Source organism: Plesiocystis pacifica SIR-1 (assembly GCF_000170895.1).
In the GTDB taxonomy this organism is placed as follows: Bacteria; Myxococcota_A; Polyangia; order Nannocystales; family Nannocystaceae; genus Plesiocystis; species Plesiocystis pacifica.
Genome location: NZ_ABCS01000020.1, coordinates 42,279 through 56,730, shown reverse-complemented (window position 1 = coordinate 56,730; position 14,452 = coordinate 42,279). Strand labels below are relative to the sequence as shown.

Genomic DNA, 14,452 nt, shown 5'->3' with positions numbered 1-14,452 from the left:
TGGGCGCGGCGATGAGCGACGAGCGCCCGACCCCAGACGCCCACAAGCGCCCAGCCCGCGAGCGACGAGGCAACGGCGTCAGCGCGGGCCTGGGCATGGGCCCGGCCTACGTCGTCGACCGCCGCGAGGTCAACGTCCCGCACACCACCATCGCGCGGGAGGGGATCGACGACGAGCTCAAGCGCTTCCGCGCCGCGCTGCGCGGGACCCAAGAGCAGCTCGAGACCATCAAGAGCCGGCTGACCCACGGCGAGCACCGCCAGATCCTCAAGGCGCAGCAGATGATGCTGCGCGACCCGGACCTCATCCAGCACGTCGAGCAGCTGATCCGCGAGCGGCTGATCGGCGCGGAGTGGGCGGTCAGCGAGGCCGTCGACGAGGTCCGGGCGACCCTCGCCAAGGTCGGCGACGACTACTTCCGCGCCCGCCAGTCCGACGTCGCGTTCATGGGCGAGCGGCTGATCACCACCCTCGGCGGCGACGAAAAAGACGCCCTGACCCCGCCCCCCGGCTCGGTCATCGTCGCCCACGAGCTCAGCCCCGCCGACGCGGCCAACCTGGCCAACCACGACGTCGCCGGCATCGTCACCGAGGAGGGCGGGGCCACCTCGCACACGGCGATCATCGCCCGCGCCCTGCAGATCCCCGCCGTCGTCGGCGTCCACGACCTCATCCCCGAGGTCTATACCAACGACCCGGTCATCGTCGACGGCGTGCACGGGCTGATCCAGGTCCGGCCGACCCAGGCCCGGGTCGAGGAGCTGCGCGACGAGGTCCAGCGCTACGAGGCCTTCGAGCAGCGGGTGCTCCGCGAGCGCGCCCTCCCGGCCCAGACCGAGGACGGCGAGAACGTCTACCTGCGCGCCAACTTGGCCCTCGATGAAGAGATCGAGCTGGCCAAGCGCAGCGGCGCCGAGGGGGTGGGGCTGTACCGCACCGAGTTCATGTACATGAACCGGCAAGAGCCGCCGAGCGAGGAGGAGCACTACCGCATGGGCAAGGCCCTGCTCCAGCGCTGGGCGCCCTACCCCGTGCGCGTGCGGACCTTCGACCTGGGCTCGGACAAGCAGTGCGAGGCCCTGGGCCTCAACGAGGCCGAGGCCAACCCGGCCATGGGCGTGCGATCGATGCGCCTGGCCCTGCTCCACCGCGAGGTGCTCCTGGACCAGCTCCGCGGCCTGCTCCGCGCCGCCCTCCACGGCCCGCTGCAGATCATGCTCCCGCTGATCTCGGGCCTCGAGGAGCTCTCGGCGGTGCGCGGGGCCTTCAACGAGGCCCGGGCCCAGCTCGCCGAGACCGGCCTGCCCCACGCCAGCGAGGTCCACGTGGGCGTGATGATCGAGGTCCCCGCGGCGGCCATCGCCGCGGATCTGATCGCCGAGCGGGTCGACTTCATGAGCATCGGGACCAACGATCTCATCCAGTACGCCCTCGCCATCGACCGCGACAACGACGACGTCAACTACCTCTACGAGCCGCTGCACCCCGCGATCCTGCGGCTGATCAAGACCGTGTGCGACGCCGGCCGGGCCCACGACATCCCCGTGTCGCTGTGCGGCGAGATGGCCTCGGACCCCCGCTACACCTGGGTGCTCGTCGGCCTGGGCCTGCGCGAGCTCTCGATGCAGGCCGCGGCCATCCCCGTGATCAAGAACATCATCCGCTCGTCCTCGATCGACGAGATGGAGGCCCTCGCCGCCCAGGTGCTCGAGTGCAGGACCGCGACCGAGGCCCGGCGCCTGGTCGTGCGCAAGATGAACGAGCGCTTCCCCGAGCACCTCGAGCACGGCGCAGGCATCCAGATCCTCGACGACGACAGCCCCGAACGAGCGTCCGCCGAATGAGCACGACGAGCTCTCCACCACGCCCGAGCGACGCCCCCAGGGAAGGCCCCGCTCCCCTGCCCGCCGAGCGCTCCCGGCTCATCCCCATGGCCCCGGGCCGGATGTGGCTCCAAGACCTCGGGCCGCTCGCGCCGGAGCGTACGGACGAGGTGCCCGCGCTCTTGCTGCACTCGCTGCTGGTCACGGGCTGGGACTTTCGCTTCCTCGCCGAGTCCTGGTCCCCGCGCCGCCGGGTCCTGGTCCCCGATCTGTTCGGCTGCGGCAGCTCCGACCGCCCCGCGGCCGCGGACGCGGCGGGCTACGGCTTCGAGTGGCACGCCGAGCTCCTCGCCCGCATGCTCGATCGCCTGCCGGATCTGTCGGGCCGCGAGCGCGACGATCACCCCGGGATCGATTTGGTCGGCCACGGCTACGGGGGCGCCATCGCGGTCGCCCTGGCCCACAAGCTCATGCGCGTGGGCAGCCCCCACCGCGTCGGCGTGCGCCGGCTGATCCTCATCGCCCCGCACCTGGTCCCCGTCGACGCGCCCATCGCCCTCCCCGGCCCGGTCCCGGCCCTGCGTCGCGCCTGGCGGTGGGTCGGCTTCGCGCCCCTGGTGCTGCGCACCGCCTTTCGTCGCGCCGACCTGCGCCGCTTCCTGCGGCGCTCGCTGTCCACCGAGGAGCTCCTCGACCACGAGCCCCTCGCCGACGACGTCGACGTCTACTGGGACCGGCTGTGCCGCGACGGCGGCCTCGAGGCCGTCGAGGCCATGCTCCGCCAGCTCGACGACCTCCACCAGCACGAGCCCGGGGGCACGCGCCAGCGCCTCATCGAGGCCTGCCAGACCATCGAGGGTCTGCGCACCCCCACCATGCTCGTGTGGGGCGACCGGGACGCGATCGTGCCCACGGCGATGAGCGAGCGGACCGCGGGGCTGCTGCCCAGCTCGGCCTTGCGGATCATCGAAGGCTGCGGCCACGCGCCCCAGCGCGAGCGGCCCGAAGCCCTGCTCCGGGCCCTCGACGCGCCCTCGGCGTGGTGAGCCTGAGCGGCGCCGCTCAAGGGTTGTCCGGATCGGGCACGAAGCTGCCGTCGGCGAGGTAGTAGACGTCGCTCGCCTCGCCCTTGGGGACCAGGCGCCACAGCAGCAGCGCCTCCTCGTCACGCCCAACCACGACCTGGGCGATGTCGACCCCGGCCCGCTCCCGCGCGTCGGCGACCAGCCGCGGCACGAGCTCCAGGTCGAGCTCGCGCAGGTCGAAGGGCTCGGCGTCGACGAGGCCGGCCCCGCCCCGGCGCATCACCGTCCCCTTCGGGCTGACGGTGTAGCGCCTGGCGACCCCGTCGCGCTGGAGCACGAGCTCGACGGAGCGCGGGGACAGGGTCAGCTTGCCCGCCGAGCCCAGCCAGTCGCCGTCGATCGCCCCCGCGAAGGCGGGCTGCAGTCCGCTCGCGTCCTCGAGGGGCGAGGCGAGGCCCGAGCCCGCCGCCAGCCCGGGGTTGTCCTCCGCCTTGGCCAGCAGGAAGAAGGCCATCCCCGCGCCCATGATGAGCATCACGAGCAACGCCACGCCCACCCCGAGGACGACGAACACCCGGCCCTGGCTCGCCTGCTTGCTCATGGCTGCTCCTCCCGCGCCTCGATGCGGACCAGCTCGGCGTCCTCTGCCTGGGCCACGGGGCCGTCGACGGCGGTGCCCTCGAGGACGACCGAGGCCTCGTCGCGCAGGGCCATGGCCGCGCCCGAGCCGGTGATCGAGCCGCCCTTGGCGTGGACCTTGGCCTGCCCGCCCGCCTGCAGGCCCGTCGACCCGCCGACCGCGACCTCGGTCAGGTCCACGGAGGCGCCGCCCGAGGCCCGCACGCCCACGCCCTCGGCGGTGATGCTGCCGCTGACCATGATCAGCTCGCCGTCCTCGATGACCACGCCGTCCTTGGCCCTCAGGTCGACGTTGACCAGGCGCAGCTGGCAGCCCCCCCGGACCCGCACCCCCGTGGGCCCCGTGACCCGCAGCTCGAGGTTGGACACGGTCTGCGCCCCGCCGTTGCACTCGAGGGGCTCGGACTGCATGGAGGTCGCGCCAGGCACGGAGCGGACCTTCTTGCGCTCGCCCCGGGGCGGGTGGACCGGCGTCGCCTTCCCGGCGACGAAGTTGCTGTCCATGGCCCGGTCGCCGATGTCGTCCTTGCCGATCAGGCCGCAGCCCACCAAGGCCGCGCAGCCCAGCGCGAGGAGCGAAGATCGCCAGCGTCCCATCGCGCGGATTTCACCACGCCGAGGCCCCGCCAGCCAAGGCGCGAGCCCGCTCAAAGTGCGCTCTCAGCTTCTTCGTACAGGCGCTTGGCCTCGAGCATCTTCAACGGGTCGCCCGAGCGCAGCGCCTCGAGCTCCGTGCGCAGCGCCTGCTCGGTCTTCTCGGCGTAGACCCTGAATTTGTCGAGGTCCTCGCGGTGCTGCCGGGGCGCCTGCTCGACCTCGGCCAGGGCCTCGCGCAGGTCGACGATGGCCGGCAAGGTCACCTCTTCGATGGCCTTGGCCCGGTCCTCGTCGGTCTCGGCCTCGTTGTAGGCCGAGAAGGCCGTGCGGTTGAGGACCTCGACCTGGTCGTAGACGACCATGATCTCGGGGTCGGTCCGCAGCAGCACGCACGCGCCCGCGACGAGCACGGCCACGCCCGCGCCGACCATGAGCGAGAGCCGGCGCTGCAGGGCGAGGCTCTCTTGGCGGCTCTGGACCGGGCGCTCGGCGAGGGTCGTGATCAGGTAGCCGATGCCCAGCCCCGCGACGAGCCCGCCGACGTGGGCGGCGTTGTCGATGTTCGACATGAAGAAGGCCACGGCGACGTTGAGGCCGATGAGCACCATGGCGTTGCGCCGCACGCTCTGGACGAACTCCGGCGGCAGGACCTCGCGGCGCCGGAGGGTGAAGCCCAAGAAGGCCCCGAACACCCCGAGCAGCGCCCCCGAGGCCCCCACGCTGGGCGCGATGGGGTTCCAGGCCAAGCTCGCCGCGCTCGCGCACAACCCACTCCCGAAATAGATCACGAGGTAGGCGGGGGCGCGGAAGATCTGCTCGGTGATCCGGCCGATGACCCACAGGAAGTAGATGTTGAAGCCGAGGTGGATGAGGCCGCCGTGGAGGAAGGTCGCGGTCAGCAGCCGCCACCACTGGCCGCTGGCGGTCTTGGGTCCAAAGTTGGCCCCCCAGTCGACCAGCTCCTCCGACGAGGGCTCGAAGGCGTCGACGCCCATGCCGACCATGAGCAGCCAGACCGCGACGTTCAGTCCGAGCAGGACGTAGCTGGCGTAGGGCTCGGGGCGCGAGCTCTGCTGCTGCCGGGCCCGACTGTCGGCCTCGGCGCGCCGAGCTTCGCGGTCGGCCGCCTCGACCTCGCGCGTCCGCTCGGCCCGCCTATCTGCCAGGGATACGATCTCGGCGCCGTCGTCTCGTTCGCTCACCTGGGCTCAAAGTAGACCGCCGGGCCGCCGAGGGCCAGGGCCCCCGAGGGCTCCGGGTGGAGCGAGGCTGCGCGCCCGGTCGCGCGGGGAACAAAAGGGCGTCGTGGGCGACTACTCCCGATCTGCCCGAGCCAAGTTCGGGCCCGCCAGCGCCAGCGCCCGACCCAGGCCCGGGCCCCCCGGACCACCAGGGCGTCGAGCTGACGCAGCAGGAAGCCCGGCAAGGCGGTGAGCTCCCGGGGCCGTCGACGCCAGCGCGAGGGCCAGCTGTCGAGGACCTGGCCGCACCACGCCCAGCCCCGGTACAGGGTCACGGCGCTCATCCGGGCGGGCTCGACGACGACGTGGGCGCCGTCCCAGGCGCGCCAGTCCCGGTGGACGATGCGATCGACGGAGGCCAGCTCGCGGACCTCCGCGCTCCCCGGCTCGGGCGTGCGCAGGCGCAGCTCGACCTCCGCCAGGCCCTGGTCCTCGACCCAGGCGACCAGGCGCTCGAAGCTGCCGACCTCGTCGTGATCGAGGCCGAGGGTGAAGCGGCCCGAGACCCGCACGCCGCGGGCCTGCAGGCGCTGGACAAGCTCCGTCAGCGCGAGCACGTGGGCCCGCGCCCCGGCCGGGCCGAGGCTGCCAAAGTCGACGTGGATGGCGTCGAGACCCGCCGGCAGGCCGTCGAGGATGCCCGGTTGGAGCAAGGTCGCGGCCGGCAGCGCCGTCGGAAAGCGCCGCGCCGCGACGGCCGCGGCGACGGGCTGGTCCGGGTCGAAGCGCGGTCGGTCTGGGGAGGGCACGGGCTGTCTACGACTCAGCCCCGGCCTGCATTCCGCCCCCCGGGTCCGCTATGCTTCCGGCTCTAGCCCTGGCTTTGCCCATGAACGCCCGTATTCGACCCCTCACGCCGCTTTTTTCCCTGCTCCTTCTCCCCGTCTCGGTGAGCTGCGCCGACGACTCGGGCACGCGCGACGAGGGCTTCGGCGAGGTCGGCGGGGACGAGCTGGGGCCCACGGCGGACACGGACACCGCGGGCATGGAAGAGGTCGGCGAGACCGCCGACACCTCGACGGACGCGGACACGACCGCCGACGAGTCGACGGAGGAGTCCACCGACGACACCGACACCGACACCACGGAGGAGTCCACCGACGAGACCGACACGACGCAAGAGTCCACCGAGGACACGACGGAGGAGTCCACCGACACCACCGAAGAGTCGACCGAGTCCTCGTCGGAGTCGACCACCGGCAACGACTGCCTCGAGTGCGGGGTGACCCTCGACTCCACCCAGTCGTCGAGCTTCTCGGCCCTCCCGGGCACGGAGTTCCTGGGCTCGGCGACCTTGCAGGGCGACCAGATCATTTACGCCCTCGACGAGGTCGGCTCGGGCCGGGTCATCTACACCGCCGACACCAACCTCCTGTACGAGGAGATCACCGACTGCCCGCTGTGGGAGTGGCTGGGCCAAAGCGGCGACCAGCTGCCCAAGGTGCTGAGCTTCGGCCGCTACCTGTGCGGCGGCCTGGGCAACAACCTGGGCAGCTACCCCGACCTGACCTACGCCGGCGACAACCTCCCGGCCCAGTACGTCAACGACCCCGCCGCCCTCGCGGCCGACTACGACGCGGTCATCTACTGCACCCTGGCCTCGACGCCGGCGGCCGAGGCCGCGACCATCGTCGAATACGTGCAAGACCACGGCGGCGGGCTCTACCTGGCGAGCGAGTACTGGGGCTTCATCAACCAGGGCGACCTCGACACGATCAACACCATCGCCAACCCCCTCGGGGTCGAGTTCGAGGCCACCAACCTCGACTGGGGCCAGGCCAACGGCGACATCGCCTTCGAGTGCTTCCCGGACCCGCAGTAGCGAGGACCGTCAGAGCGAGTCGAGGGGCCCCGGGCCGCTGCGCATCAGCCCGCCCTTCTTGCGCCGGGCGCCGCGGCGCCTGACCTTGGGCTCGCGCTCGGGCTCGCAAGGCTCCTCCATCTCCAGTCGTTGACCGCCCCCCGCCTTGGGCGGGGCCTCGGCCGGGATGACCACGGTCGGCGCGACGCTGGGTGCAGCGTCCTCGACGAGCTCAACGGAGGCCGCCGCCGGCGGACCGTGAGGCGTACAGCCCGTGAGCGCTCCGACCACGCCCGCGCTCAGCGCTGCCCCGGCCGCGCGGGCGAAGCTCGGCAGCGAGGCGGCGCCGATGGTCTGCCAGCGCCGAGCCGACGCGCGCACCCGCGAAAGGGGCACGACGCTCGCGTCCGCGCTCGAGCGCGCGGGCGCGCGCGAGTGAAACACGATCGCACCGCTCGCGTCCTCGACGTAGGAGATGCACACCTCCGCGCCCTCGGTGGCCCGCAAGAAGGTCCGCGCGCTGGCCTCGTCCATGGCCGAGAGATCGTGGACCTGGGTCCGGCAGTGATCACAAAAGCGGCGCATGCCCCCGGGTTGCAGGTGCATGGCCGCCCAATCCGCTTCGCAGCCGCTGGTGGGGACATCGCTGGCGCGCATGTCGGCCCCAACGCGCCCTGGCCCGATCCGCTTTCCCCAGCGCCTACAGCCGCGGGCAGGGCTCGTTGACGCACTCGGGGCCGCCCACGCCACCGCACAGGTCGGTGGTCATGGGGCCCGTGTCGTCGGCGAGGTCGAGGACGGCGGACCACGGCAGCAGGTCGTTGTTGCGCACGAACAGCTTGTCGGTGTCGCTCAGCTCCGCCAGACCCACGAAGCTCGTCAAGCTCGACACCCACTCGACCTGCAGGAAGCCGACCCGGGCGAGGGAGTCGGCGCCCGCGAAGTTGACCATGGTCGGGGTGTTGTCGGCGAGGCAGCGGTCGAAGTCGACGATCAGCGTGTCGATGTCGGTGACGTTGCTCAGCCCGCCGAAGTCGTGGAGCCCGACGTTGTCGTGCAGGCGCAGGGTCTGGATGCGGTCAAAGCCCTCGAGGCCCTCGAGGTCGTCGAGGGTCGGGTTTTGCGTCACCGTCAGGGCGACCTGCTGCTGCGAGCAGCAGTCGCTCAAGCCGTGCAGGTCGGCGAGCGCGGGGTTGTCTTCGACCTCGATCTCGAACGGCCCGTCGCCCGGCGAGAGGAACACCGGCAGGCCGCTGAGGGTCAGCAGCCCGTCGTTGTTGGACACCTCGAGCAAGCTCGGGCTCAGGCCCTCGGGGAAGCCGTCGAGGTCGACGAGGCTGTCGTTGTCGGTGATGGTGATGCGGTCGACGTAGCCCAGGCCCGCGAGCCCGCCGAGCTCGGCGAGCTCCTCGTTGCGGCGCAGGTGAATCCAGTCGACGTCCTCGAGCTGCTCGAGGCCCGACAGCGACTCGAGGCCGAGGTTGCCGACGACGTAGAGGGTCCCGCCGACGTGGCGCAGCTTGGTGAGCCACTGGAGATCCTTCAGGCTCGTGGTCGGACCGATCTTGAGATCGCCGGTGACCTCCTCGACGCAGTCGACGCTCGCGCGCTCGGTCGCGTCGGTGATCTCCAGGGTCTCGACGATGGCCTGGCAGCTCGTCGAGCCCCCGGACTCCTCGCCGTCGTCGTCTCCGTGGTCGTTGTCGCCGTCGCCCTCGAGCTGGCCCTCGTCGAGGTCGCCAGCCTCGCCAAAGCCGATGCCGTCCTCGGGGCCGTCGATCGGCCCGGCCTCGCATCCCGCGAAGACGAAGAGCACGCCGAGCGGTAGCGCCAACGCGGACGCCCGCATGCGCGCGGGTGACGAGGCAACCACGACGGCCAAATGTAGCAGGCCCGGGAAGGGGTCGCACCGAGTGCGCCCCATTGGGTCGTGGCTACCGTCAAACGGCACTCATGGCCACAGCCGAGGCGTGGGCGCGGGCGCCCAGCGAAGCTGGAGCGAAAATGACAGGGATCACCCAGCCTGTAGGCCCAAAACGGACATCTACCGACCCCCGTAGCCCCTCACGAGACACTTCGCCCCCTCAGTCGCAGGCACGAACGCCATTGCCCATCAAGCTCGAGCGGAGGAGCGGAGCGACGAAGCGTCCCCAGTCCGAGCTGCCTGTGGGGGCAGAGCTAGCGGGGTCCGATGCGATCGAAGCCGCAGTAAGGCTGAAGCGCAGCGGGGATGCGGACCGAGCCGTCCGCCTGCTGGTTGTTCTCGAGGATGGCCACCAGCGCCCGCGAGGTTGCGACCGCGGTCCCGTTGAGCATGTGGACCATCTTCGGCTTTTGCTTCTTGCCGTCGACGGGCGCCGGGCGGTAGCGGATGCGCAGGCGCCGGGCCTGATAGTCGGTGCAGTTCGAGGTGCTGGTGATCTCCCCCCAGCCCCCGCGGCCGGGCATCCACGCCTCGAGGTCGTACTTGCGGTAGGCCGGCCCGCCGAGGTCGCCGCTGGCGATGTCGAGGACGCGGTAGGGAATCTCGAGGCCCTGGAAGATCTCTTCTTCGATGTCGAGCATGCGCTGGTGCATGGCCTCGCTCAGCTCGAGCTCGCCGACGGTGAAGGCGAACAGCTCGACCTTGGTGAACTGGTGCACCCGGTAGAGGCCGCGGGACTCCTTACCGGCCGAGCCGGCCTCGGTGCGGAAGCAGTGCGACAGGCCGGCGACCAGCAAGGGCAGCTGCTCGGGGTCGAGGATCTCGTCGGCCACCATGCCGCCGAGGGTGATCTCGGCGGTCCCGACCAGGCACAGGTCGGAGTTGGCCACGCTGTAGACCTGGGTCGACTCGCCGCGGGGGTTGAAGCCCAGGCCGTCGAGGATGTCGACGCGCGCCAGGTCCGGGGTGGTGTGCAGCTTGAAGCCGTGCTTGCGCGCCATGTCGAGGGCGTAGCGCTGCAGGGCCAGGTCGAGGAGCACGGCCTCGTTGACCAGGTAGTAGAATTTTTGCCCGGCGACCTTGGCCCCGCTGGCGAAGTCGACCAGGTCCAGGGCCTCGGCGATGTCGAGGTGGTCCTTGGGCTCAAAGCCCTCCGCGGCGAAGTCCCGGCGCTCGCCCCAGGTGCGCAGCTGGGCGTGGTCGTCGTCGGTGTGGCCCTTGGGCACGTCCGGGTGGCTGAGGTTGGGGACGCGGCGCCAGGCCTCGTCGCGGGCGGCGATGGCCTCGGCGTGCTGCTCGGCGATCTGCTTCTCCTGCTCGCGCAGCTCCCGACCGCGCTCGATGAGCGGCGTGCGGGCGGCCTGCTGCTCGTCCTTGGCCAGCTTGCCGACCTTCTTCATCGCCGAGGAGTTCTCGTTTTGCTCGCGGCGCAGGTTGTCGCCGGCGGCGATCAGGTCGCGGACCTTCTGATCGTACGCGCGCAGGCGCTCGACCGTGGCCTTCGCCCACGACTCGCCGGCCTGCTCCGAGTCGAGGTCCGGAAACACCTGAACGTTGCGGTCGTGGAGGTTCGCGGCGATGCGCTCGGGGTCCTCGCGAAGGAGCTTGATGTCGAGCATGGCCAAGGGGTCAAAGCGCAGCCGGCGACCGGTGTCAACCGGTTGCTGCGATCCCCAGCCTCGACGCCCGTGGTGCGCCGCTGCGGGCGAGATTCTCCGCCCCAAGCGGGAACCTCACCGGGCTGGCGACCTCGTTGAACCCGTGCGTCGCCCCGCGGAGCCCGATCGGTCTCAGTTCCCCGAGCTGGTCGCGCTGCGGCGCCTGTCGACCTGGCGCACGCTGAGCGCCCTCAGCCGCGTCGGGCTCTTGGCCCTGACCCTCCTGTGGGCTTTGAGCGCGGCGTTTCCCGGCGCGGAGCTCGAGCCCATGCCCGCGCCTGCCCGCGCAGATCCCCCGGGGCCCGTGTGCGCCCCAGCTTTGAGCGAGCCCATCTCCGTGGCCGTGTTCTCCACGGGCTTCACCTTCTGGGGCCTCGAGCCCCGGGTCGAGCGGCAGGGGGATGGGTTGATGCTGCGCGATCACCTGGGCACCGAGCGCGAGTACCTCGATGTCAACGCCGAGGCACCCGAAGCCCTCGAGGCCTGGGCGCGGCGGATCTGCTGGGGGGAGGAGCAGGTCCTGTTCCTCGTCGGCTTCGACCTCGAGTCCGAGCGCGAGACCCTCGAAGGCCTCGCCGAAGCCGCGCGCGCGGGCTGCCCCAAGCTCTACCCCGCGCCCGTCGAGCTCCGGCCGGCTCGCCGCTGCGGCTTCGAGAGCACGCAGCCTCCCCAGGTCGTCGTGCCCGAGCAGCCCGCGCCGAGCGTGGACGCCTGCGACGGGCCCATGACCTGCGCGCCCGCTCCCTGGACGCCGGCCCAGTAGATGAGATCCCTCGCGTCTTTCTTGGTGACCGTGGCCAAGTGTGTGATGGCTGAGCACACCCGCTCACGTCCTCGCCCACGCCCGCTCGAACCATGCGCCGCCCGCTCTCCGCCCTCTTCGCCGTCTTCTTGGTCTCTGGCCTGGTGACCGGCGCGGGCCTAGCGGGGGCCCACGACGCAGGCGCGACGGAGCGCGAGGCGAGCACCCGCGCGGCCCGGTCCAGCGCCGTCGATCTCGCCCAGCTCGACGCCCTTCGCCGCCAAGCCGGCCAGGTCGAGCTGTCTGCGACGGACTGGGCCGACCGCGTGGACGCCCGCCTAAAGGCGCTGGAGGCTGATTCGAAGTATCACCGAAATGTCGGTGCTTCGTCGGAGCGCCGTGACCAGCTCGAGCTCGAGCTCGAGCGGGCCCTCGAAGACGCCGTCAGCGGCCTGGGCCCCAAGGCCCGCGTCGCCGTCGAGCTGCGCGACCTCGACAGCGGCGCGCGCCTGGCCAGCATCGGCGCAGAGCGCGGGCTGCACCCGGCCAGCACCCAGAAGCTGATCACCGCCATCGCCGCCGTCGAGCTCCTGGGCCCGGACTACCAGTTCGAGACCAGCCTCAGCCGCGAGGGAGACGCCCTCGTGCTCCGCGGCCAGGGCGATCCCGATCTCCACCTCGCCGATCTCCACGCCCTGGCCAGCGCGGCCATGGACGACCCCGAGTCTCTCGCCGGGGTGACCCGCGTCGTCGTCGACGACAGCGCCTTCTCCCACCACCGCCTCGGCCCGGGCTTTGGCTCGGCGCGCCCCGGCGACTTCGGACACAGCTACATGGCCCCGAGCGGCGCCCTGGCCATGGACTACGCGACCGTCGAGGTCACCGTCCGCCCTGGCCGCTTCAACGGCCCGGCCCGCGTGGCCCTGTCTTTGCCCGACGCGGCCGTCGAGCTCGTCAACCACGCCCGCACCGGCTTCGGCGGCGAGCTCGAGGTCCGCACTGAGCCCGGCTCCCAGGGCCGCACGCGGGTCATCGTCGAGGGCTGGATCCCCGCAGGCCACGCGCCCGCGAGCGTCCGTCGGCGCGTCAGCGATCCGGGCCTCGCGGCCGGGGCTGCGTTCGCCGACGTGCTCGCCCGCGTCGCCGGCGAGGGAGCGGAGCCGCTGCCCGTCGTCCGCGGCCGCCTGGGCGCGACCGCGGCGCGCTCCAAGGAGCTGGCCGTGCACCGCTCGGCCCCGCTGACCGAGGTGCTCAGCTCGGCCCTGCGCTTCTCCAACAACTTCACCGCCGAGCAGGTCCTGCGCACCCTCGCGTGGCGGGCCACGGACACCCCCGGCAGCTGGGACGACGGCGTCGCCGTGCTCGAGCGCTTCGCCGCGGCGCTGACCGACGACGAGCGCCTGGCCGACCAACACTTCGTCAACGGCTCGGGCCTCAACCGCGACGGTCGCCTCAGCCCGGCCTTTTTGGTCGACGCCCTGGCCCTGACCCAGCGACCGGGCTCGCCGGCCCAGGCCCTCCTGGCCAGCTTCGCCGAGGCCGGCAGCGAGGGCACCCTGCGCGGCCGCCTGCCCGGCGCCGGCGGCCGTCTGATCGCCAAGACCGGGACCTACGGCAGCACCAGCTCCCTCGCCGGCATCGTCTACGACGAGCCCGGCCAGCGCCCCGTCGCCTTCGCCATCCTCGTCAACGGCGAGTCCGTCGAGCGCAGCCGCGCGGCCCAGGACGCCGTCGTCGCGGCTTTGCTCCGCCACCGCTGATTTCTACTTTGCCCCCACAGCCGTCTGGGACCGGGGGCGCTTCGTCGCTCCGCTCCTCCGCTTTGGCTTGGTGGGCAATGAAGTTCGTACCTTGGAGAAGGCTCGTGGTCGCCCCCGCAAGCGGGGGCGCGGATTCGCTGACAGTCTCTGATTCTGCCCGCGAGCGGCGCAAACGCGCTACCCTCGGCCCATGGCCAAGCGCATGCGCCTCGACGAAGCACGCAGACGCCTGCCCATCGTCGACCAGCTGCCCAAGGCCCGCACCCGCCGCTACAACACCAAGGAGCACCCCGGCACGCGGCCCTCGCTGGTCGCCTGGGAGTTCACCCTGGCCTGCGACCACCGCTGCAAGCACTGCGGGCCCCGGGCCGGCCTGCCCCGGCCCAACGAGCTGAGTCGTGGACGTGGGGCAGGGAGGGCGTGGCGTCGTCCACGACGGCTAAAATAGTCAGGGGCTGTGGATTCATCCACAGCCCCTGAGCACCGACTAGGCCCTGCGCCTGGTCGACGACCTCGCGGAGGTCGGCGCCGGCGAGATCGTGCTGCTCGGCGGCGAGGCCTACCTGCGCAGCGACGTGCTCCTGGTCATCCGCCGCATCCGCGAGCGGGGCATGGCCGCGTCGATCGTCACCGGCGGCCTGGGCATGACCCAGACCCGCGCCGAGGCCCTGGTCGAAGCCGGCATCACCACCGCCGGCGTGTCCATCAAGAGCTGCCCGAGCCTGGGCGGGGCCAAGGACACCGCCGGCTCGTGGCGCGAGCACGGCCTCGAGGCCCTGTGGCGTGGCTCGCCAGAGCTCAGCTACATGCGCGATCGAGGCGTCGAGGAGCTGTGGGGCTTTTGCAAGACCTGCTACTACGCCGAGACCTGCAAGGCCGGGTGCACCGCCGTGTCCGAGCCCCTGCTGGGCCGCCCCGGCAACAACCCCTACTGCCACCACCGCGCCCTCGAGCTCCAGCGCCAGGGCCTGCGCGAGCGCGTCGAGCCCGTGGCCACGGCCAAGGGCATGCCCTTCGACAGCGGGCTGTGGCGGCTGATCCTCGAGCACCTCGACCCGGCGAAGCGGGCGGCCCTCGGCCCCGTCGAGATCACCGAGCCTCGAATCTCGCGCATGGTCGAGTGGACGGGCGCTGGCCGCCCGCTGACCGTCGACGATCTGGGCGCGCTCCCGGACGGCGCCGCCCCCTTCACCGACGCCGAGCGCGACCTCCCCGAGACTCCCCCCAACCCTGACCCTTGAC

The 14,452-nt window shown here is 71.9% G+C and carries 14 protein-coding genes; 7 read left to right on the top strand and 7 right to left on the bottom strand.

From position 1 onward, the window contains the following. The first annotated feature begins 11 nt into the window (after positions 1–11). Both ptsP and PPSIR1_RS12755 read left to right on the top strand, forming a co-directional pair. A complete protein-coding gene (gene ptsP / locus PPSIR1_RS12760) occupies positions 12–1,844 on the top strand; it encodes a phosphoenolpyruvate--protein phosphotransferase (protein ID WP_045115919.1) in 1,833 nt (610 codons plus the stop codon). Continuing rightward, positions 1,841–2,869, top strand: a complete 1,029-nt coding sequence (locus PPSIR1_RS12755) for an alpha/beta fold hydrolase (protein WP_006971484.1) — start codon at positions 1,841–1,843, stop codon at positions 2,867–2,869. Before ptsP ends, PPSIR1_RS12755 begins: the two co-directional genes overlap by 4 nt. Before the next feature lie 16 nt (positions 2,870–2,885). Here PPSIR1_RS12755 and PPSIR1_RS12750 read toward each other — a convergent pair whose 3' ends face one another. Genes PPSIR1_RS12750 through PPSIR1_RS12735 form a run of 4 tightly spaced genes read right to left on the bottom strand, consistent with a single transcriptional unit; the run spans position 2,886 to position 6,074 of the window. Then, the gene (locus tag PPSIR1_RS12750) at positions 2,886–3,449 is read right to left on the bottom strand and encodes a hypothetical protein (RefSeq protein ID WP_006971483.1); all 564 of its coding nucleotides are present in this window, start codon (positions 3,447–3,449) and stop codon (positions 2,886–2,888) included. Next, positions 3,446–4,084, bottom strand: a complete 639-nt coding sequence (locus PPSIR1_RS12745; protein WP_006971482.1) for a hypothetical protein — start codon at positions 4,082–4,084, stop codon at positions 3,446–3,448. The genes PPSIR1_RS12750 and PPSIR1_RS12745 overlap by 4 nt, the downstream gene beginning before the upstream one ends. 50 nt (positions 4,085–4,134) lie before the next feature. Continuing rightward, positions 4,135–5,286: a rhomboid family intramembrane serine protease gene (locus tag PPSIR1_RS42565; RefSeq protein WP_006971481.1), complete on the bottom strand. Its 1,152-nt coding sequence runs from the start codon at positions 5,284–5,286 to the stop codon at positions 4,135–4,137. Further along, on the bottom strand, positions 5,283–6,074 hold the full coding sequence (locus PPSIR1_RS12735) for a hypothetical protein (protein WP_006971480.1): 792 nt from the start codon (positions 6,072–6,074) through the stop codon (positions 5,283–5,285). Before PPSIR1_RS12735 ends, PPSIR1_RS42565 begins: the two co-directional genes overlap by 4 nt. Before the next feature lie 140 nt (positions 6,075–6,214). Here PPSIR1_RS12735 and PPSIR1_RS12730 point away from each other — a divergent pair, with 140 nt between their 5' ends. Next, positions 6,215–7,147 (top strand): hypothetical protein, encoded by a 933-nt coding sequence (locus PPSIR1_RS12730; protein WP_006971479.1) that lies wholly within the window; start codon positions 6,215–6,217, stop codon positions 7,145–7,147. A 9-nt stretch (positions 7,148–7,156) separates the two neighbouring features. On the opposite strand, the gene PPSIR1_RS12725 is transcribed toward PPSIR1_RS12730, so the two are convergent. The 3 genes from PPSIR1_RS12725 to serS form a co-directional block, all read right to left on the bottom strand. Next, positions 7,157–7,732 carry a hypothetical protein gene (locus PPSIR1_RS12725; RefSeq protein ID WP_157595491.1) on the bottom strand — a complete coding sequence of 192 codons (576 nt, stop codon included), beginning with the start codon at positions 7,730–7,732 and terminating at the stop codon, positions 7,157–7,159. A gap of 94 nt (positions 7,733–7,826) precedes the next feature. Next, the gene (locus PPSIR1_RS12720; protein ID WP_006971477.1) at positions 7,827–8,942 is read right to left on the bottom strand and encodes a hypothetical protein; all 1,116 of its coding nucleotides are present in this window, start codon (positions 8,940–8,942) and stop codon (positions 7,827–7,829) included. Between the two features lie 362 nt (positions 8,943–9,304). Beyond that, positions 9,305–10,669 carry a serine--tRNA ligase gene (gene serS / locus PPSIR1_RS12715; RefSeq protein ID WP_045115917.1) on the bottom strand — a complete coding sequence of 455 codons (1,365 nt, stop codon included), beginning with the start codon at positions 10,667–10,669 and terminating at the stop codon, positions 9,305–9,307. 142 nt (positions 10,670–10,811) lie between these two features. Between serS and PPSIR1_RS12710 the strand changes: the two genes are divergently transcribed. The 4 genes from PPSIR1_RS12710 to PPSIR1_RS12700 all read left to right on the top strand — a co-directional run bounded on the left by PPSIR1_RS12710 (position 10,812) and on the right by PPSIR1_RS12700 (position 14,451). Continuing rightward, positions 10,812–11,471 carry a hypothetical protein gene (locus PPSIR1_RS12710; protein ID WP_006971475.1) on the top strand — a complete coding sequence of 220 codons (660 nt, stop codon included), beginning with the start codon at positions 10,812–10,814 and terminating at the stop codon, positions 11,469–11,471. A 92-nt stretch (positions 11,472–11,563) separates the two neighbouring features. Beyond that, the gene (gene dacB / locus PPSIR1_RS12705; protein WP_006971474.1) at positions 11,564–13,210 is read left to right on the top strand and encodes a D-alanyl-D-alanine carboxypeptidase/D-alanyl-D-alanine endopeptidase; all 1,647 of its coding nucleotides are present in this window, start codon (positions 11,564–11,566) and stop codon (positions 13,208–13,210) included. A 190-nt stretch (positions 13,211–13,400) separates the two neighbouring features. Beyond that, positions 13,401–13,658: a hypothetical protein gene (locus PPSIR1_RS47750; protein ID WP_006971473.1), complete on the top strand. Its 258-nt coding sequence runs from the start codon at positions 13,401–13,403 to the stop codon at positions 13,656–13,658. A gap of 91 nt (positions 13,659–13,749) precedes the next feature. Beyond that, on the top strand, positions 13,750–14,451 hold the full coding sequence (locus tag PPSIR1_RS12700; protein ID WP_006971472.1) for a hypothetical protein: 702 nt from the start codon (positions 13,750–13,752) through the stop codon (positions 14,449–14,451). The last annotated feature ends 1 nt before the right edge of the window (position 14,452 follow it).

Bases quoted from the DNA above. Each gene is read 5' to 3' on its own strand.
- ptsP (WP_045115919.1), top strand. From the start codon at position 12: ATGAGCGACGAGCGCCCGACCCCAGACGCCCACAAGCGCCCAGCCCGC.
- PPSIR1_RS12755 (WP_006971484.1), top strand. From the start codon at position 1,841: ATGAGCACGACGAGCTCTCCACCACGCCCGAGCGACGCCCCCAGGGAA.
- PPSIR1_RS12750 (WP_006971483.1), bottom strand. From the start codon at position 3,449: ATGAGCAAGCAGGCGAGCCAGGGCCGGGTGTTCGTCGTCCTCGGGGTG.
- PPSIR1_RS12745 (WP_006971482.1), bottom strand. From the start codon at position 4,084: ATGGGACGCTGGCGATCTTCGCTCCTCGCGCTGGGCTGCGCGGCCTTG.
- PPSIR1_RS12725 (WP_157595491.1), bottom strand. From the start codon at position 7,732: ATGCACCTGCAACCCGGGGGCATGCGCCGCTTTTGTGATCACTGCCGG.
- serS (WP_045115917.1), bottom strand. From the start codon at position 10,669: ATGCTCGACATCAAGCTCCTTCGCGAGGACCCCGAGCGCATCGCCGCG.
- dacB (WP_006971474.1), top strand. From the start codon at position 11,564: ATGCGCCGCCCGCTCTCCGCCCTCTTCGCCGTCTTCTTGGTCTCTGGC.
- PPSIR1_RS47750 (WP_006971473.1), top strand. From the start codon at position 13,401: ATGGCCAAGCGCATGCGCCTCGACGAAGCACGCAGACGCCTGCCCATC.